This is a genomic window from Streptomyces sp. BK340, from assembly GCF_007827595.1.
In the GTDB taxonomy this organism is placed as follows: Bacteria; Actinomycetota; Actinomycetes; order Streptomycetales; family Streptomycetaceae; genus Streptomyces.
Genome location: NZ_VISR01000023.1, coordinates 47,366 through 67,847 on the forward strand (window position 1 = coordinate 47,366; position 20,482 = coordinate 67,847).

Consider the following 20,482-nt stretch of genomic DNA (forward strand, 5'->3'; position numbering starts at 1 on the left):
CATCGCGAACAGATCCATCTGGTCGGAGTTACGGCTCTGGGCCGCGATGGGGGTGTTGGGGGCGAAGGTACGGGTGCCGATGGGCTGCCAGTCGTTCCACTCGCCGTGCCACCACGCCACGTACACCCGGCCGTCCTCCCCGACCGCGAACACGTCCATCCACCATCTGGTCGGAGTTGCGGCTCTGTGCGGCGATGACGGTGCCCGGTGCGAAGGTGCGTGCGTAGATGGGCTGCCAGGCGTTCCAGCCCCCGTTCCACCAGGCGACCCGTGCCACTCCGTCCGCGCCGACCGCGAAGATGTCCATCCAGTCGGGGTCACGCGACAGGGCGGTGATCGGGGTGTGCGGGACGAAGGTGTGCCCGGCGATGGGCTGCCAGTCGTTCCACCGGCCGTGCCACCACGCCACCCGTGCCAGGCCGTCCCCGCCGACCCCGAAGACGTCCATCCAGTCGGGGTCACGGGTCACGGTGGCGATGTGGCCGGCCTCAAGCGCCGCTCGGTGGCAGAAGGAGAAGAGCCCCGAGGACACGTCCCGGATGACTTCGGTCATCTCGGTCCACGTCGGCACGTACTCCGTACTGAACTCCACGAAGAATCCGTGGACCTTCTCCCTCCCGGGGTCGACCAGGTGCCGGGCGTAGGCGTAGTCGTCGACCGTGCCGGCAGTGACGTAGGTGACCACGCCCTGTTCGGGTTGGTACGCCGTGCCTCTGACGGCTCGCAAGCCGTCGGTGAAGGTCTGGGTCAGTGACTGCACGATGCCGAGGTCGGCGGCGGGAATGTACTCCCGGTAGACGGCCTCCAGGGGCCGGTCGGGATGAAACGTTCGGGTGACGCCGCGTTTCCCGTCGTACGCGGGGTTCCGGAAGTTCATGCCGGGATCGGTGATCTGGTTGTCGTCGTTGTTCCAGTTGTAGCCGAACACCTGGGTGTAACTGTGCACGTCGACCTGCCAGCGCACCCGGGGATGGGTGTCCAGCAGCCATTTGACGTTCAGGGTCTCGGCCTCGGAGAAAGGCCTCGGCCCCTGGTACACCTCGTATTCGTTCGGGTCGGCGGAAGTGGCTCCCAGCACCTCACCGCCCTCGCTGCTGGGCGCCCAGTGTTTTCCGAGATCGAAGAGGAAGTCGTAGTTGCGGTTGAGGTCGACACCGCTCACCTCGGGCACGCCGTAGGCGGGGTTCCGGTTCTTGCGCCAGTCGCCCTTGTGGTACTGGCTGTGGTGCCGGCCGTCGGGGTTGACCATGGGGAAGACGAGGAGGTGCAGGCGTTCCATCACGGTCCGCACCTCGACGGGCGAGATCTCCCGGCCGCCGTAGCGCAGGCCCGTACCGCCCCGGTAGGCCTGGAGGAGGTCGGCCGCGAGGTTCACCAGGATCTCGCAGCCTCCCCACTCCCGGGCGTGCTGCCCGCCGAGCAGCAGTACCGTCGGGCGGCTGTGATCCGCTCCGCCGCCCAGCCGCAGGGCGTGGCTGACACGGTGTGCTTCGGACGCGGTCCGTTCGGGGAGTTCGATGAGGCGGCAGAGATCGCCGTGGGTCGCCGCGAGGTTGCGGACGGCGGTGTCCACCTCTTCGACGTTCAGATAGAGGTCGCCCAGGCCGGTACCGCCCGGCACGCCGAGCCCGGAGGGTGCCGTACCGTCGGCGAATCGGTTGCCGCGTCCCACCTCCTTCTGCCGGTCGAGCCAGTACTGGGTGTTGTCGTCGACCACGTCGACGGTGAGGCCCCGGGCCCGGACGGCGTCCAGCCGCTCCACCGTGGCGTAGACCTCTGCGCGCGCCGTTCCGGACTCGTCCCGCTGCACGCCGCCCACCGCGCGTACCTGCGACTCGGCGAGTGCGGCCTGCAGTCCCTCGTAGTCCGGGGCCGAGACCTGGGCGCGTTTGACGCGTAGCCATGGTGCGGCGGCGTAGCAGGAGTTGAGGTTCTGCAGCGCCCATGCCTCGCCGGGGTCGCTGCGCAGCTCGCGATAGAAGCCGGTGCCGTCGACGGCGGTGTCGATGGCCTCGGCGAAGGACCGCAGGTGTCGCAGGTAGGAGCTGAGGACGACGAGGGTGCGGGCCAGGTCCGGACGGTCTCCGCGCCGGCGGTGGATGTCACAGCACTCCCGCCCCGCCACCACCGACTGCTCATGCAGCCCCGCCGCCGAATACCGGTTCGCCAGATTCTCCAACCCCCAGGCCAGATCCGGCTCGTCCGCCAACTCCCGGTAGATCGAAACGCCTTCCTCGGCCGCCGCCACCGCCTGCGCGTACGCGGCGGTGTGAGACTCGTACGAGCTGAGCACGATCAGGGTGCGGGCGAGCTCCGGACGGTCTCCGCGCCGGCGGTGGATGTCACAGCACTCCCGCCCCGCCACCACCGACTGCTCATGCAGCCCCGCCGCCGAATACCGGTTCGCCAGATTCTCCAACCCCCAGGCCAGGCCCGGCTCGTCCGCCAACTCCCGGTAGATCGAAACGCCTTCACCGGCCGCCGCCACCGCCTGCGCGTACGCGGCGGTGTGCTGGAGGTACGCGGAGAGGGTGATCAGGGCCTCGGCCAGTGTGGATCGGTCACCGAGTCGCCGGAGGATGTCGCAGCGCTCGCGGGCCGCCGTCACGGACTTGTCGTGCTGTCCGGCCTCCGAGTAGCGAGCGGCGACGTTCTGCAGCGCCCATGCCAACTCGGCGTCGCCGTGCAGCTCGCGGAAGATCGAGACAGCCTCTTCACCTGCCGCGACGGCCTCCGGCAGGCGGCCCGCGTTGCGCAGCAGCGCCGAGAGCCTGATCAACGCGCGGGCAAGGCCGGGCCGGTCTCCGGCCTGTCGGCAGCGCTCGACTTCCTGCTGCGCCTCCTGCAGTGGGTCGTCGGCGCCGACCCTGATTCCGGTCATGTGTTTCCCCCCGGTCCGTACGGCGGTGGTCAGTCGCCGTCCTCGCCCCGAAGGCGTGCGCCCTGGGGTGCGGTGCGGGTGTGTCGATGAGGGGGTGCCCGAAAAACCCGAACCTCACTCGGACGGTCCGCCGATGCGAGCCAAAAGGCTTCTCCGAGTGCCGAGTTGGAGAGTGAAGCGGGCATGTTAGGGCAGCGTTCAATTCCTGCACATACTTTACCGTTGCTATAACCTCGAAATGATTAACCACTTTCAGCCAATCACTCCTTTCCGGCCATCTTTCAGGGCGTCGAAGCCTGCAAATCAAAGCCACAAAAAGCCAATTGACGCATAACTTCGCGGGCCTTTACGCTGGTCGTCGACCATGGGGGATACGTGAGCGCACAATTGTGTTGCTCAGCGCGGGGGTGCCGTGTGGTGATCAGCAAACTCGACGGAACACTTCTCTCTCGTCTCCGGACCCTGCAGGAACTCGCCCGCCGTGCCGAAGAGACCGCCGGACCAGCCGCGGCGCAGGCTGCCGAGCAACCCGTTCCGCTCGGGGACGCGGCTGTGGAAGCCGCCCGGATCGCGGCCGAGGCCGTGCAGGCCGCGGGGCAGGAGCAGGTCCGGGTCCTGGCGCACATCGAGGGGGACTTGGCGGCCGCGGAGAGCGCCGGGCTGTGGACCGAGTTCCGCACGGCGCGGGTCGCGGTCGGCAGAATCGCGGTGGCCGACCTCGAAAACGTGGCCGCGGTGACCGACGTCGTCGCGATCCACGGTGACCAGCCGGTACGTCCGCTTCGGCCGGACCAGGCAGCGCCGGCTCATCCGGAGGCGGAGGCGGTCACCGCCTCCGGCACACCGGTCACGGACATCGCGGACACCCACGCCGAAGCCATGCCGCCGTTGCCCGACGGGGTGACCGGGAAGGGCACACTCGTCGGCGTCATCGATTCCGGCATCGACATCTACCACCCCGCCTTCATCAAGCCGGGCAGCAGCCCTCCCCGGACCCGGATCGTCTCACTGCTCGACTTCACGCTGCGTCAGACCATCGAGTGCACCGGGAACCCGACGGGCTCCGTGGTCCTCACCTGGCTTGCGCCCGGGGCCCAGGCGTCGGACATCACGCCGTCGCTGGCCTTCCCGCTGCAGGCGGCCACCGTGCAGACCGCGCTCGAGGCGTTCAACTCGATCGATCCGGGTGATGTGAAGGTCACCGGTGGTCCGCTTCCCGGGACCCCCGTCGTCGTCGACTTCACAGGCCACTACGACGGCAAGATCGTCGAGGAGATCGGCCTGCGGCCTTCCTTCACCGGAGGCGCCTCCCCGAAGATCGCCGTCCGTCGCGGTCGCGTGATCACCGAGGCGGAGATCAACGCAGCACTCCAGGCCAGCCCGCGCGTCCCCTTCGTGTCCCGCGACGGCACCGACCACGGCACCCATGTCGCGGGCATCGCCGCGGGCGTGGGGAAGGCGTCTCAGGCCTGCTGCAAGCGTGACCAGCCGATCGGTGTCGCACCGGACGCCGACCTGGCCATCGTCAGGGCCCTCACGAAAGGTGACATCGTCGCGGGTGCCACCCACGTCTTCGGTCAGTCCTGGCTCGCCCCCGGGGTGTTCAAGAAGCCCGCCGTCGTGAACGTGAGCCTCGGCTCCTTCGGCAGCGCGGGGGACGGCTCCGACCCGACCGACCTCGCACTGGACGACCTGCTGGTGGGAAGCAACGCGCGATCCATCGTGGTGGCCGCCGGGAACGAGGGCGACTCGTATCCCATGCCGTCGCCCACCAACACCACGTTCACCGTGCCGACGTATCAGCGCGGCGGTGGGCAGCACGCGCGGGGTTTCGTCCCGGCACACGGAACGACGGTCCTCAAGCCGCTCCGCTTCTTCGTCGAGTTCGCGGACAACCGGCCGGACTGGTTCGACCTCTGGTACGAAGGCCCTGGGGAGCTCGCCGTCGATCTGTACGGGCCGCCCAGCGCCCCGGGCGCCGTCTCGGCCACCGTGGGACCTCACCTCCACCCCCAGCTGACCCCCAGTCCGAACCCGAAGAGCACCCAGGTCGACCTCGGCGGAACCGGGGGACATCCGCTGACGTACACGTATTACTCCGCCGTGCCGCCGAGCGGCAAGCGCCATCTCCGGCTGACGATCTCTCCGCCCGCCGGCCAGGACATCACCATGGGGTCATGGGAGATCGAGCTGCGTGAAAGGGCGGGGTTCGACACATGGTTCGACGTGTGGTTCCTGGAGGACAGGACGGATCCGTCGGGGCGGTTCGACACCGCCAACCAGGACCGCAGCAGGACCGTCACCTCTCCCGGCACCGCACGTCAGGTGATCACCGTGGGGTCCTTCAACCCCGAGGACGACCGACTCGCGCCGTACTCCAGCCGCGGCCCGACCACGGACTCGCGGTTGAAGCCGGAGCTGTGCGCCCCTGGAGAGCAGATCACCTCGGCCAAGAACGGCGGAACCCCACCCGACGGCCTCTACGCCGTCGACAGCGGCACCAGCATGGCCTCCCCGTACGTCGCCGGCGTCGTGGCCCTGATGTTCGAGGTCAACGGCATTCTGGACCAGGGGGCCATCGTCTCCCACCTCATCAGCACCTGCGACGACCCGGTGCCTCCCGTTCCGCCGGGCCGGCTGGACAGCGGCTGGGGCAAGGGCCGGGTCAATCCCGAGAAGGCGGTGAACGCCGTCAGAGCGGCCTCCGCCGCGCGCCGCACCGTCACCCCGCACACGCCGGACGAGCCCCTCGTCCTGCCCGCCGCCGCCTACCCCGCCGCGCGTGTGCCGTTCACGACCCGGGTACGACAGGTGCGGTCCCGTATCGAGAGCACTCCAGCCGGGCGCCATCTGGCCTCGCTGGCCGCCACGCACCAGCCGGAGGTGCAACGGCTGGTCACGGGCGACCGGCGGGTGACCGTGGCCTGGCACCGGATGCACGGGCCGCTGCTCGTGCGGCTGTTGCTGTTCAGCGAGCTGTACCCGGACGCGCCCGTGCCCCGCACCCTCGGCGGGAAGTCCGTCGCCGACGGACTGGCACGGCTGCTCGAAGAGTTGCACCGTGCCGGGAGTCCCGCGCTGCGGGCCGGAATCACCGCACACCGCGCCTTCGTCCTCGCCCTGCCCGGAGCCCGGCTGTCCGAACTCGACGTACCCACGGGCGAGGTGAGCTGACATGGCGGCCGGGACGCTGGAGCTGCTGGCCCGGGAGATCGCCCGGGCGCTGCAGCCCCTGGAGCAACGGCTCGGTGCGGAGCAGCGGCAGCGCTTCTTCAAGGAGCTGGGGCTGTGGCTGCCCGGCGGACTGGATTCCGCCGCGGGTGCCATCGGCGCGGTGGCCGTACAGGCGGCCGGTCTCGCAGCCGCCGTCGACGAACTCACCAGGGCGATCGAAGGGGACAGCACACCGGAGATCGTTCGGGCGGGCACGTCGCTGCTGGGGGCTCTCGGCCAGGTGCTCTCAGCCATCGGCACCCTCGGCCCGGCCCTCGAGACAACGGTCGCAGCCGATCAGTACCTGACGGACGCTCAACGTGGCCGACTTGCCGCCGAAGTACAGCAGTTGCCCAAGCGGCTGCTCGACCACACGCTGATCACCTATCTGGAGGGCCGAAGCCGAGAGGTGGTCGACGCGCTGACCCTCGTCGGCATCGTCGAGAGCATTCCGGCGGTCTACGACCCGGCGGATCCGACGCGGCTGCCCGTACGGCGTCGCGTCCTGCACCTGGACCGCCTGCTCGGCCTCCTCGCCGATCCTGCCGGACTCCTCCGCGACGTCTTCCGCTTCGGCACACCGGAGTTCGACGGCCTGGCGCTGTTCCGCGTCGTCGCCGAACAGCTCATCGCGCGGGGGCAGCCCTACCTGTACCAGGGGCCGCCCGAACAGCCCGACCTGCCACCGACGTTCGACGTGCTCCTGACGCGGCTGATCGTCGACAAGTCGACCACACCGCCCTCCTTGCCCGTGGAGACCGCCGGTACGTCGGCCGCAAAGCTCTCCACCGCGGTCGAACTCAGCCCGCTCTGGAAGCTGGCTCTCGACGCGACCGCCACCTTCGACGCCGGACTGCGGGCCGTCGTCACCCCGCCCCTGGCTATCGCCTTCCGTCCCGAGGGCGACCTCGCGCTCTCCGCCGAGCTCACCCTGGAGGCGCGGCACGCGGACGGCAAGCCCATGCTGCTCCTCGGGCAGGCCGGCGGCTCCCGCCTGGAACTGGGGCACTTCGCCCTCGCCCTCGGACTCCACGCCGAAGCGACCGCCGGTGCCGACGTCACCGTCGAGCCCTCCGCACGCCTGAGCCTCCAGGACGGGCACCTCCTCATCGACCTCTCCGAAGCCGACGGATTCCTGCGTACCGTCACCCGCGGAGGGAGGATCGAGTCCGACGTCGACGTCACCGCACTGTGGGCGCCGTCCTCCGGGCTGCGGCTCGAAGGCAGCGGCTCCCTGGATCTGTCGATCCCGGTGCATCTCGAGCTCGGTCCCGTCGAGGTCACCACGCTCTACCTCAGCGTCGGCATCGGCGACGGTCCCTCGGTGCCGGTGGAGATCTCGGGGGCGTTCACCGCGGAGTTCGGCCCCGTCAAAGCGGCCGTCGACCGGGTGGGGCTCGTGGTGACGCTCGGTTTCCCGGCGGACGGCGGGGCATTCGGACCGCTCGACCTCGGATTCCGGTTCAAGCCTCCGAACGGTGTCGGGCTGTCGGTGGACGCCGGGGTGATCTCCGGCGGTGGGTACCTGTACGTCGACGCCGAACGCGGCGAGTACGCGGGCGCCGTGGAGCTGGAGTTCGCCGGCCTTCTCCAACTCAAGGGAATCGGGCTGATCTCCACCCGGATGCCGGACCGGCCCGACGGATTCTCGCTGCTCGTCGTCATCACCGCGGAGTTCGGCACCGGGATCCAACTGGGGTACGGCTTCACGCTGCTCGCGGTCGGCGGGATCATCGGGCTCAACCGCGCCATGAACCTCAGGGCGCTGACCGAGGGCGTGCACAGCGGGCGTGTCGAATCGGTCATGTTCCCGCGGGACGTGGTGGCCAACGCGCCGCGGATCATCAGCGATCTGCGGCAGTTCTTCCCGCCGGAGGACGGGAAGTTCCTCATCGGGCCGATGGCGAAGATCGGTTGGGGAACCCCGACGCTGGTCAGCGTCTCGCTCGGCCTGATCGTCGAGATCCCCGGGAACCTGGCCGTCCTCGGCGTGCTGAGGTGTGTGCTGCCCACCGAGCAACTGCCCTTGCTCGTACTGCAGGTGCAGTTCATCGGGGCCATCGAGTTCGACAGGTCACGGCTGTGGTTCTACGCCCGGCTGTTCGAGTCGCGCATCCTGTGGATGACCATCGACGGGGGGATGGGTCTGTACGTCGCCTGGGGCGACAGCCCGGACCTCGTGCTGTCCGTCGGTGGGTTCCATCCCTCGTACAAGCCGCCCACGCTCCCCTTCCCGGTGCCCGACCGGCTGTCCGTCGACATCATCAACATGCCCGGCCGGCTGATCCGGGTCTCCGGATACTTCGCGATCACCAGCAACACCGTCCAGTTCGGAGCCGAGGCCCTGCTGCGCTTCGGGTTCGAGGACTTCGGCATCGAGGGGCACGTCAGTTTCGACGCGCTGTTCCGGTTCTCGCCGTTCGCGTTCGTCATCAGCGTGTCCGCCAGCGTCACGCTCAAGGTGTTCGGAGCGGGGATCTTCGGTATCGACCTGAGGTTCCAGCTCGAAGGCCCGTCACCGTGGCGGGCGCACGGGCGGGGCTCCATCTCCCTGCTCTTCTTCGAGATCTCCGCCGACTTCGACATCAGCTGGGGCGAGGAGCACAACACGACGCTCCCGCCCGTGGAGGTCCTCGCGCTGCTCGCCGGTGAGATCGCCAAGACTGAGGGGTGGGAGACCCGGCTGCCCACCGGGAACACCCGAACCCTGGTCACCCTGCGCCGGTTGGCGGACACCGAGGACCTGGTGCTGCACCCGCTCGGCACTCTCTTCGTACGGCAGCGGGCCGTTCCGCTCGGGGTGCGGATCGACCGGGTGGGCGCGCAGCGGCCGAGCGACGGCAAGCGGTTCACCATCGCTCCGGACCCCGCCGGAGGGCTCGTCCGGCTCTCCCTGCCCGACGAGAAGTTCGCGATGGCCCAGTTCCAGGACATGGACGACGCGGCCAAACTCTCCCGGCCGGCCTACGAGGACCAGGACGCGGGCCTCGAACTCAGCGCCGCCCCCGATGCGCTGGCCACTCACCGCGCGGTACGGCGCAGCGCCCGTTACGAGGCGCACGTCTTCGACTCCCGTAAGCCCCACACCCGGCCGGCCCCGAACTCGGCGGCGGCTGCGGCGCCCCGGGCCGTCGTCGCCCCCGCAGGCCGGACCAGGCGGTTCCAGAACGTGGACGCGGCCGTGTTCCGCCGGCTCCTCGACGGCAGCAGCACCAGCCGCTCGCCCCTGTCCCGCACGGAGGCCGGCCGTCGGCAGCCGTTCGCGGCCGAGGACACCGTGCGCGTGGCGGCGCAGCGGTTCGTCATCGCGTACGTGCGCAACAACGTCCAGGCGTTCCCGCCACGCGCGGGACTGAGTGCGACCACGTTCCGGTCCCAGGCCACCGCCGAGGACGCGCTCTCCGACTGGATCGCGGCGGATCCGGGACTCTCCGGGAAGCTGCACGTCATCCGGGAGTCGGAGGTCTCCGCACCGCTCGCGGCGCCGGACACCTGGACGGCCGCCGCACCTGCGCCCTTCGCCGCGGCGGGCGGTGAGGCCGTCCGGCTCGCGGGCGGGGTCGTACTGGTCACCGGGGGACGGGGCGAGACGGGTGCGCCGGTCGCGTCCGCCGCGCTGTTCGACCCTGTCGGAGGGGTCTGGGAGGCCGCCCCGGACATGGCGGTGGCCCGTCAGGGTCACACGGTCACGCTGCTCGCCGACGGCCGGGTACTGGTCGTCGGCGGACTCGGCACCGACGGCGAGGTGCTCGGCTCGGCCGAGGTCCATGACCCGGTGACCCGCGTCTGGAGCACGGTCGCGCCGCTGCCGGGCGCCCGCTTCGGTCACAGCGCCACCCTCCTCGGCGACGGCACGGTACTGATCACCGGTGGCTCCGGGCCGCGCGGCGGGCAGGGCCACGCCTCACTGGCGTCCGCGGAACTGTTCGACCCCCGTACCGGGGCCTGGGCCGAGGGCGAGCGGCGGCCCGCTCCCATGGGCGACGCCCGGTCCGGGCACCGGGCCGTCCGCCTGACCGACGGACGGGGCCGAGTGCTGGTCGTGGGCGGTGCGCTGCACACCGGAGCGGGGCGGGCGGCCCTCGCGTACTGCGAGCTGTACGACCCCGGAAGCCGGACCTGGACGCCGGCCGGCAGTCTCGCCGTACCGCGCACCGGTCACCAGGCCACGCTGCTCTCCGACGGGACCGTCCTGGTGACCGGTGGCGACCCGGACGGCACCCCGTCCGGCGCCCGGTTCTCCACGGCGTGCCAGGTCTCCGTGGAGCAGTACCGCCCGGGCACCGACACCTGGGTCCCGTGCCCCGGCCTGCCCCTCGCCGGACGCGGCCGCCATCAGGCCGTGGCCCTGCGCAGCGGCGGGGTCCTGGTGTTCGGCGGTACGCCCCGGCGCGAGCCGGCCTCGCCCGGGCTGCGGGGCGCGGTGCTCTACGACCCGGCGGCGCGCACCTGGACGGCCACCGGAGGCCTGGCCACCGGCCGTTCGGAGGCGGTGGCCGTCGAGCTGGCCGACGGACGGGTGCTCACCACCGGCGGGCTGGTCCGCTCGGGTCCCGCCACCCCGGACGGCGGCGACGCCGTCACCGCCACCACCGAGCTCCACACGCCCTGACCCCCCACGCCCCACCACGAAGGGTGCATCCACGATGACCAGTCCCACTCCGACGGCCGTCGGCAGCTGGACGAAGACCGGCGCCCTGCCCGCGGCGGCCGGCTGGCACGGGCAGGACGACGGCGCCGTCCTGCTGAAGAACGCCAAGGGCGTGCTGCTCGTCGGCGGCTCCGACACCGCCTCGGCCGCCACCAACCGCACCAACGTCTACGACCTGACGAAGCGGGAGTGGAAGGCGGGCAGCCCGCTCGCCTTCCCGCGCCGCCTGCACACCGTGACCGTGCTCGACAGCGGCAAGGTCCTGGTCACCGGCGGGACGGGCGGCTCCGGTCCGCACCCGGCCGGGCTGGCCGCGGTGGAGCTGTACGACCCGGTGCAGGGGACCTGGAAGACGGTCGCCGGCCTGCGCGAGGCCCGGTGGGGGCATGCCGCGGTACTCCTGGAGGGCGGGAAGGTGCTGGTGACCGGCGGGTCCACCAGCCGCTCAGGGGACTCGGTCCGGGCGCTCGCCTCGGCGGAGATCTTCGATCCGAAGGGCGACCCGGACGATCCGGACAAGGGCTCCTGGACCCCCGCCGCGCCGATGACCGACGCCCGGACCGGGCACTGCGCCCTCGTCTTCAAGGGCGGCAAGGTCCTGGTGGCCGGCGGCACCGCGCCCGTGTCCCCGACCGGCGTGGCCGCGCTCGCCTACTGCGAGGTGTACGACCCGGGTGCCGGCCCCGCGGGTGCCTGGACGCCCGTCGCGAGCCTGTCGGAGCCGAGGAGCGGCCATCGGGCGGTCCTCGCCTCCGACACGGCCGCGCTGGTCGTCGGCGGAGCGACACCGGGCACCGCGGGCGACGGCACCTACGACCCGTACGACGAACTGACCGTGGAGCGTTTCGACCTGGCGTCCGGAAAGTGGACTGCGCGGCCGTCGACGCCGGGCGGCCGGGCCCTGCACCGGGTGGTCCCGCTCGGCTCGGCGAAGTTCCTCGTCGTGGGCGGCACCACCGACGACGGCAACGGCATCGGCTACCAGAGTGCGCTGGTCTACGACGACAACGGGCCGGGCGGCTGGAGCACGGCCGCGGGCCTGGCCGAGGGCCGCTGGGCGTTCGCCGCGACCGCGCTCGACGCCGGCACGGTCCTGGTCACCGGCGGGACCCTCGCCTCGGGTGTCGCCGCGGCGGACCCGACGAAGGCCGAACTGACCATGACCACCGAGGTCTTCACGCTCACCGGAGGCGGCTCGTGAGCGGCGGCGCCTACTCCTTCCTGCCGTGGCTGCGCTCCGGAATCGTCACCCGTGTCACCGAGGCCCCGACCGCGCCCTCGACCCGGGCGACCATCCCGGTCAGGCTCATCGTGTCCGGGGATCCGCTCCAGGGGTCCGACCCCCTGGAGAAGCCGGTCGAGCGGCGGGTCCAGCTCTACGGTCCCGGTGACGTCGTCGGCGTCGACCCGCGCGCGATCTCCCGCACCGAGCCCCGTCCGTGGGTCACCGATGTCGAGCCCAACTACCTTGCGCACATCGAGTTCTACGCGGAGGACTTCCTCTGGCGGTACAGCCCGGCCGCCCCCGAGGCGACCGGCCGGCTCAAGCCGTGGCTGGCGCTGGTCGTGCTGGAGGGTCCGGGCGAATCCGGTGAGCCGGGCGAGTTCACCGAAGGGACCGCTCCGGAGCGCCCGCTGCCCTTCGTCACCGTCACCGACCCCGCGCGCACCCTGCCCCACCCGGACCAGCTGGGCGCGTGGGCGCACGTGCACGTCAACGGCGAACTCGACGGAGCCGTCGTCTCGGACGAGCCGCGCATGCCGGCCGTCGTGGACGCCCTGCGCGCGGTCCTGCGCGACCGGCCGGACGACGCCTGCTGCCGGCTGCTGTGTCCCCGGCACCTGCTCCCGAACCGGCCGTACCACGCCTTCCTGGTACCGGCGTTCGAGACCGGCCGGCTCAGCGGACTCGGCCTCCCGCCCGTCCTGCCTGCCGACGCGAAGGCCGACTTCCCGGCCTGGGGGCGCGGCTATCCGAACCGGCCCGCCGCCGGGCAACTGCCGTACTACCACCGCTGGTTCTTCGCCACGGGTGACGCAGGCGACTTCGAGTACCTGGTACGGCAGCTCGTGCCGGAGCGGCCCGATGTGCGCGTGGCCCGGCGCGATGTCGACGTGCGGCAGCCGCCGGGCGCGAATCTGCCGCCGATCGACACGCCGGCAGCGCTCGGCGGCGTCCTGAAGCTGGGCGGCGCCCTGCGGGTGCCGGGACGCGAGCGCGATGTGTGGGACAACTGGGACGGCTGGTTCCCCGCCACGGACCCCTCACAACCGCCTCCCCCGGACCACCCGCATCCCTTTCAGGAGGCGCTCGCCGGGCTGGTCAACCTGGCAGACGCCTACCTCGACACCGCCCCGGCGGAGGCGCACGCCCGGCTGGCCGCCGCCGCACCCGACGGCGCCGCCCACCCGGTGGTGCCCGGCGCGCCCGAGGTGCGGATGCTCGCGGGTCAGGTCGACCCGGTCGTCACGCCGCCCCTGTACGGCAGGTGGCATGCGGCGACCTCGCGGTTGCTGAGGGAGCGGGACGGTACGCCGGTCCCGGAGCCACGGAGCCGGAACTGGGTGCACCGGCTGAACCTGGACCCCCGGTTCCGTATCGCGGCGAACTTCGGCACCCAGGTGGTGCAGGCACGCCAGGAGGAGTTCATGGCGGCCGCCTGGGCGCAGATCGGCGAGGTGCTGGAGGCCAACAAGCGGATCCGGCAGGCCCAGTTGGCCCGCGAGGTGGGGCACGCCCTGCAGAAGAAGCATCTCGATCCGCCCGCCACGCCGGCCGGCGGTACCGCCTTCGCACCTGCCGCCCGGTCCGGCCGCGCGCTGCGGCTGACCGCCCCGGCGGGTGCCCGTGTCACACCGGAGCCGACGGGCGCGGCGCTGTTCGCCGCCGCGGGCCAGAACCTGGCCGTCGGCTTCCAGCTCGCCACCAGCCGCGTCGGCTCCGCGCCGGTGTCGCCCGCGATGCGGCGGATCACCCGGCCCGGCTCCCGGCTCATGCGGACGCTGGCCTTCGGCACGGCGTCCCCGGACGAACTGCCGGAGAAGATGGACCGGGACACCGGGGCGGTCACACCGGCGCCCGTGAAGACCACACCGCCGGCCGTGGTCACCGCGCAGCGGCTGGAGGACCTCCTGCGCCCCCAGGCGCCGACCCGGGCGGCCGCCGACGACCCCGACGAGATCAAGCGGCTGAGGACCAGCGCCCAGTTCGTCGTCACCCTCCCCCGCGAGGGCGTCGTGCCCCCGGCCGGCGGCGACCACGACAGCCCCGAGGGCGCACGGTTCAAGGACGGTCTGCGGGACCTCTACCGGGCACGCGCGGACGCGGAGGCGGGCGCCAGGGCCAGGGAGCGTGACCCGCTCGGCGTGGACCTGACCGTCTCCCGCCTGCTCACCGGACTCCGCTCCGACCTCACCGTGCCCAGGGACCTGTTCCACTCGGCCCGCGTTCCTGAGCGGCTGCGGAGTTTCGCCGACCGGTTCCTGGAGGTGATGGCGTACCCGGTGATCGACCTGCCGATGTTCCAGTCCCTGATCGACATGTCGGTGGACACCTTCGTGCCGAACCTCCGGATGGTCCCGCCGAACTCGGTCACCCTGCTGGAGACCGACCAGGAGTTCATCGAGTCGTTCCTGGTCGGGCTCAACCACGAGATGGCGCGTGAGCTGCTGTGGCGCGAGTACCCCACCGACCAACGGGGCTCGCCCTTCCGGCAGTTCTGGGACCCGCGCCCCGCGCTGGCGCTGCCCGGCGAGAGCGCCGAGCAGCGCCGGGAACGCCTCTACGACATCACGCCCGTCGCCGGCTGGGACCCCGGCTCTCGGCTCGGCACGCACGACAACCGCGACCAGGGCGTGCAGGAGCAGGAACTCGTCCTCGTGATCCGCGGCGACCTGCTGAAGAAGTACCCCACCGCGGCGATCTACGCCCACGCCGCCGACTGGGACCGGGACGAGGACGGCACACCGCGCCCGGAGCGGGAACGGGTGCTCGCCGCGTTCCCGGACTCCGAGCACCCGCCGCCGGACAAGGTGAGGCTGCCGATCTACGAGGCGAAGGTCGAGCCGGACATCACCCTGCTCGGGTTCGACCTGACGGCCGAGGCGGCACGCGGGCGTGTCCCGGACGACCCGGGCTGGTTCTTCGTCATCAAGGAGCGGCCCGGCGATCCACGGTTCGGGGCCGACGAGGAGGGCCAGGGCACCGATGCCGTCGAGGTGTGGAACGACCTGTCCTGGAACGACATCGACCCGGGCGGAACCCGGTTCATCAGCCTCGACCCGGCCGTGCGGCAGCCGCTGGCGCCGTTCGACGGGTCCGAGGACGACCAGGAGAAGGAGGAGCAGCGCCGCGAGGACGCGTTCCTGCCGCGCTGGGACGAGACGCTCGGCTCGGCGGACATCGCCTACATGCTCTTCCAGGCTCCCGTACTGATCGCCGTTCACGCGCAGGAGATGCTGCTCGATGCCGCTGAGTGACGACTTTCCCGTGCTGCTCGGACCGGTCCGGGTGGAGACCCGGTTCACCGAGAGCGAGCTGCTGGTACGGGTGTTTCCCGACGAGTGGTGCGTCTCCACCGAGGAGACGGTGCCGAGCGACGCGGAGTTCGGGGCGCTGTCGGCGTACTGGACGGCGCTGTGGCGGGCCGCGGGGCGGCAGAGCGCCGAACATGCCGCCTGGCAGGAGCTGACCGGCCGCGTCCCGGTCGGCCGGGCCGCCTGGCTCACCGACACCTACCGGCCCGCCAACCCGGACGACCGGCCCGCCCAGGCGCAGGCCGAGACGGCGGTCCTGGTGATCGTCAGCGAGGCCGCGCTGCCCGCCGCCGACCGGCAGCCCGCCGTCACGTACTGGACGTCGGTCTGGCGGGCCCACGGTGACCGGTCCCGGCTGCGGGCCGCCGACGTCGCGCTGCTCGCCGCCGTGGGCGCCGGCCGCGCCGACGCCATCCGCAGCCGGCTGCCGTCCGGGATCGACGCGGCGCCGGTCACACCGTACGAGGGTGTCGTGGTCGCCTTCCTGGTCCTGCCCCGGCCGCAGACGGCCGCCGACTCCTGGACCAGGCCCGCCAGGGCGGCGCTGCTGCCGGACCGGTTCACGGTGTTCGGGTACGTCGGCGACGACCTGGTGCTGACCGCCGACGGTGCTCCGCTCGCCCGGCAGGAGCTGGCCGTCAGCCCCGACCCGGGCGAGCAAAACCAGCTGAGACTCGACGAGAGCACCGGCGTGCTGAACGTGCCCGACGAGCTGCTGTGGCTGGTCGACTTCCGCGAGGCCGTCCGGATCGGCATGGGACTGAGGATCCCGCTCGACGAACGGACCCAAAACGGCCTCGACCGGCTCGTCGTACTCGGCCTGCGCGAGGGGCCGACGGCCGGGGGGAGTGCCCGGGATCTGGCAGATCTGATCACTCGTCAGGTTCGCAGCTCGACCGGGTTCGCCTTGCTGCCGCAGGGTACTCCGACCATCAACACCGGGCAGGCGCCCGCCGGCCAGGACGAGAGGACGGCGGCCGTGGCCGGGCTGCGCAGCCTCCGGCAGAGCTTCGCCGCCGCACCCGGCGACTGGCGCGGCCGCACCGACGGGCAGTGGTTCGCCGAACTCCTCGGCCTCGACCCGGCCGTGCTCAGCGGGGTGCCGAACGCCGACGGCACCGATCAGCGCGACGCCCGCGCCGCGCACACCGCGCTGTGGCCCGCGACCTGGGGAGCGTTCCTGGAGGGCGCGCTGCACCCGGTCCTCCCGGCGGAGGCGGTGGCCGAGACCCGCGAGTTCTTCCTGCGATACGTCTCCGGGCGCGGCCCGGTCCCCGCCGTCAAGGTGGGCCGACAGCCCTACGGAATCCTGCCGACCACCGCCTTCTCCCAGCTCCGGTGGCCGGACTCGGCACACCGGCGGGCCCTCGGCCGGATCCTCGACGTGGCGCAGGGCGCCTGGGAGACGGCCACCAGCAAGGTGGCCCGCGTGCTCGGCGACGACGAGGACCCGCCGCCCGGCTACGACCCGCACCAGCGGCTCCTGGACGTCCTGGCGCTGCACCCGACCTCCGCCGAGTACCACCAGCGGTACGCGCTCGGCGTCGAGGACTACTACAACCGGGAGAACCTGGCCGCCGCCGGACCCCACGCGCTGGACCTGCTCAGGAACGAGCTGCGCCATCCGCAGCCGATCGCCGACCTCCTGGCGCGCTTCGGCTACCAGGTCGAAGACCCGCTGCTGGACGGGCCCGAACTGGTCCGGCGGCTGTTCGCGGGCACCCAGTACCCGCTGGCCGGTCCGCTCGTCGACGACCGGCCGCTGTCCGAGACGGCTCCGGTGCGCGCCTGCACCCCGGGCCCGGACGGCCGGAACTACCTGCACTGGCTGGCCGAGACGGGGCGCACGGACCTCGACGCGCTGCGCCTGGAGGACGGCTTCACCGACGGGCGGCCGCCCGCCGCCGTGCTGTACCTGCTGCTGCGGCACGGGCTGATGCTCGGCTGGGAGGACGCGGCCCGCCGGCTCGCCCTGACCGCCGGACGGGCGCCCGCGCCGCCCGTCGACCCGCCGTTCGTGCATGTACGCCTGCGCCGTCCGCCGGAGCCGGCCGAGCCGCCGAGCGAGAGCCGCTGGCGCCTGCTGTACGCGCCCGATCCGGCGATCACCGGGAACCCCGACGACCTGGTGCACCGGTACATCCCCGAGGTGCTCGGCACCCGTCAGGAGACGGCCCGGCTCAAGGAGCAGACCGACGCCGTCGAACTGCTCGCGGACCTGCCGACCGCACGTCTGGAGCGGGTCCTCGCCGAGCACCTCGACTGTGCGACGTACCGTCTCGACGCCTGGCGTCTCGGGCAGGCCAACGAGCTGCTGTCCAACCTGCGTTACGGCACCGGCACCCCGAAGCGGGGGCTGCACATCGGCGCCTACGGCCTGCTGGAGCAGGTCCGGCCGCGCAAGCCGGCCACGCTCACCCGGGTGTCCCTCACCGGGAAGCTCGCCGAGGTGTTCAAGACCGACTCCATCGCGCAGGACAGCCGGGGCGGCGGCTGGATCCACGCCCCTTCGCCCGCTCAGGCACGTACCGCGGCCGTGCTCCGCGCCGGGTACCTCGCCAACGGATCGCCGCAGAACGAGGACGCGTTCGCGGTGAACCTCAGCTCGGAGCGGGTCCGCCGGGCACTCGCCCTGCTGGACGGGCTCCGGCAGGGCCAGTCGCTGGGGGCCCTGCTCGGTCACCGGTTCGAGCGCGGCCTGCACGAGGGGCATCCGGGTGTCGAACTCGACAAGTTCCTGCCCGCGCTGCGCGGCGCCTTCCCGTTGCGCGCGGGCAAGCTCTCCGGCGCCCCCGCGACGGAGGGCGGCGCCCCCGTGGACATCGACCTGGCCGAGGCCCGCAACGTCGTCGACGGCCTCGAACTGGTCCGCCGGGCCACCCGGCCACCCGCCGCGCCCGCCTATCCGTTCGGCGCCGAGCACATGCCCGAGGCGAGCAGCGCCGAGCAGGCCGCCATGAACACGGAGGTGCGGCGCCTGCTCGACCTGCACGACGCGCTCGCCGACCTCGCCGTCGCCGAGGGCGCCCACCAGGCCCTGCTCGGCAACCCCGAGCGCGCCTCGGCCACGCTCGACGCCTACGCCAAGGAGGGCTTCCCGCCCGATCCGTCGGTCGTGCGCACGCCGCGCAGCGGGGTCACCCTCACCCACCGGCTCGGTCTGCTGCTGACACCCGGGCTCCGCCCCGACCACGGCACCACGCACTTCGCGGGCAGCGGCCCCCGCGCGCAGGCCGAACCGGCGCTCAACGCCTGGCTGCCCGCCCTGCTGCCCGGTCAGCTCGACGTCGCGGTCCAGGTCACCTGGACCGACCCCGTCGGCGGACAGCAACGCAGCCGGGTGGTCACCCAGTTCGAACTCGGTCTGCAACCGATCGACCTGCTGTGGGCGTTGCGCCCGGCGGGCGAGACCGGTCGGACCGACCTGGACGACCGGATCATCGGCGCCGTGGTCAGCCGCGACCGGCCGCGCCCCGACGCCGTGCTGACCATCAGGTACACCGAGCGCGTCCGCGGCAAGCTAACCCTGTTCGAGGTGTCCTCCCTGGTCGATGCCCTGCGCTCGCTGCTGACCACCGCACGCCCCCTGCGCCCGACCGACCTGCGGGCGGCGGCCGGTCCGAGTCCCGCCGCCGCAGCCGACGACGAGGCCGTCACGGTCCCCAGGGAGCGTCCCGCCGCCGTACGCACCGCCCTCGACGCCCTCCGCAGGGGTGTCGACGCCTACCTCGCCGACCTCACCCCGTTCCTTCCGGCGCCACCGGCTGTCCCCGCGCGCGGTGAACTCGTCTCCGGTGTCGACGACTTCATCTCCCGCTACTGCGGACTCGTGGCCACGGCGAGCGGGTTCGGCATGGTCCGCAGCGGCTGGGGCGAGGCCGTCGAGTGGCGGCGCGGGGTGTACGCGGACCTGCTGGCCGCCGTCGCCGTCGCCGCCGACCGGATGGACCACTCCCTCACCAAGGCGGACGCCCTGATCAGGGCCTACGACGACCTGCCCGGCTCCGCCCCGGACGAGCAGCGCTTCGCCCTGCTGGAACAGGCCGAACGCCTCCTCACCACCGCACCCACCAGCCCTCGCCCGTCGAGCCCGACCCGCCTGCGGACCACCGTGGCGCTCCGGCGCGGCGAGTTCGCCCACCGGCTGGACGGTCTCAAGGACGTGGCAACCACCACGGAAGCCACGCTGAGCGGCCTGTTCGCCGAAGTCGCCGCTCTGCTGCCGCTGACCGGGTTCGACCCCATCGGCCTGGACCAGGGCCCGATGGCGGACCGGGTCGTCACCTTCGCCCGCGACCTGCTGCAGCGCACCCAGGGCCTGCGCACGGAGATCCGCGAGCGGCTCGACGGCGCCGACCGGGACCTGAAGGCGTACGACGACGCCGTCACCGGACCGGACAAGGTGAAGGCCGCCGTCGACGCGCTCAAGGCGATGATCGGCGAGGACGTCCTCGTCGTACCCGAGTTCAAGCCGTCCGCGGACCTCGCCGACGACTGGCGCAGGGCGCGCGGCGACAGCACCCGGCTGACCGCGCACCTCACCGCGGAGCACGACTATCCCGTCGACGACTGGGTGCACGGCGTCGCGCGGGTCCGGGAGAAGCCGCGACTGTGGGAGAAGGCCGTCCACCTCGGCGACGCGCTGCGCGGTCCCGGCGGTCTGCTGGGCAACCTCGACGGCTGGCAGGAACCGCAGCTGACACCGGTTCAACTGCCCCACCGCGAAGACGACTCCTGGCTGGCCATGGAGTTCAGGGCCGGTACGCGAATCGTGGAGGACCGGCTGCTGTTCACCGCCCACTACGCCCCACAGCCCCTGCTGGGCGGCGGCAGCTGGTGCGGGCTGCTGCTCGACGAGTGGACGGAGGTGGTCCCGGCGGCCGAGGAGACGACCGGGATCGCCGTGCACTACGACGGCCCGGACTCCGAGCCCCCGCAGGCCATGCTGCTCGTGGTGCCGCCCGTGCGGCGCGAGAACGGCACCTGGCTGCGCTCCGACCTGCTCGCCGCCGTCAACGAGACCTTCGCCCTGGCGAGGATCCGCGGCGTCGAACCGCACCACCTCGACGACACGGCGTACGCCCAGTTCCTGCCCGCCACGCTGATCTCGGCGACACGGCAGCCGATCACCATCTCCACCGATCTCGCGGTGTCCAACCTGCGCTGGAAGGCCCAAGCCCATGACTGACATCGACTTCCGT

General features: G+C 72.2%; 6 protein-coding genes. 5 read left to right on the forward strand and 1 reads right to left on the reverse strand.

The genetic code is table 11. The features are described 5' to 3' along the window. Positions 1-28: 28 nt before the first annotated feature. The gene (locus FB157_RS32350) at positions 29-2,881 is read right to left on the reverse strand and encodes a M14 family zinc carboxypeptidase (protein WP_145884225.1); all 2,853 of its coding nucleotides are present in this window, start codon (positions 2,879-2,881) and stop codon (positions 29-31) included. Between the two features lie 417 nt (positions 2,882-3,298). Between FB157_RS32350 and FB157_RS32355 the strand changes: the two genes are divergently transcribed. Genes FB157_RS32355 through FB157_RS32375 form a run of 5 tightly spaced genes read left to right on the forward strand, consistent with a single transcriptional unit; the run spans position 3,299 to position 20,469 of the window. After that, positions 3,299-6,055: a S8 family serine peptidase gene (locus FB157_RS32355; protein ID WP_145884226.1), complete on the forward strand. Its 2,757-nt coding sequence runs from the start codon at positions 3,299-3,301 to the stop codon at positions 6,053-6,055. A gap of 1 nt (position 6,056) precedes the next feature. Next, entirely contained in the window at positions 6,057-10,706 is a 4,650-nt protein-coding gene (locus FB157_RS32360) for a DUF6603 domain-containing protein (protein WP_145884227.1), read from the forward strand. A 34-nt stretch (positions 10,707-10,740) separates the two neighbouring features. After that, complete coding sequence (locus FB157_RS32365; RefSeq protein WP_145884228.1) at positions 10,741-11,946, forward strand: kelch repeat-containing protein; 1,206 nt, start codon at positions 10,741-10,743, stop codon at positions 11,944-11,946. Then, positions 11,943-15,224, forward strand: coding sequence for a hypothetical protein (locus FB157_RS32370; RefSeq protein WP_145884229.1), 3,282 nt, complete (start codon positions 11,943-11,945; stop codon positions 15,222-15,224). Before FB157_RS32365 ends, FB157_RS32370 begins: the two co-directional genes overlap by 4 nt. Beyond that, complete coding sequence (locus tag FB157_RS32375) at positions 15,211-20,469, forward strand: hypothetical protein (RefSeq protein WP_145884230.1); 5,259 nt, start codon at positions 15,211-15,213, stop codon at positions 20,467-20,469. The genes FB157_RS32370 and FB157_RS32375 overlap by 14 nt, the downstream gene beginning before the upstream one ends. Positions 20,470-20,482: the final 13 nt, after the last annotated feature.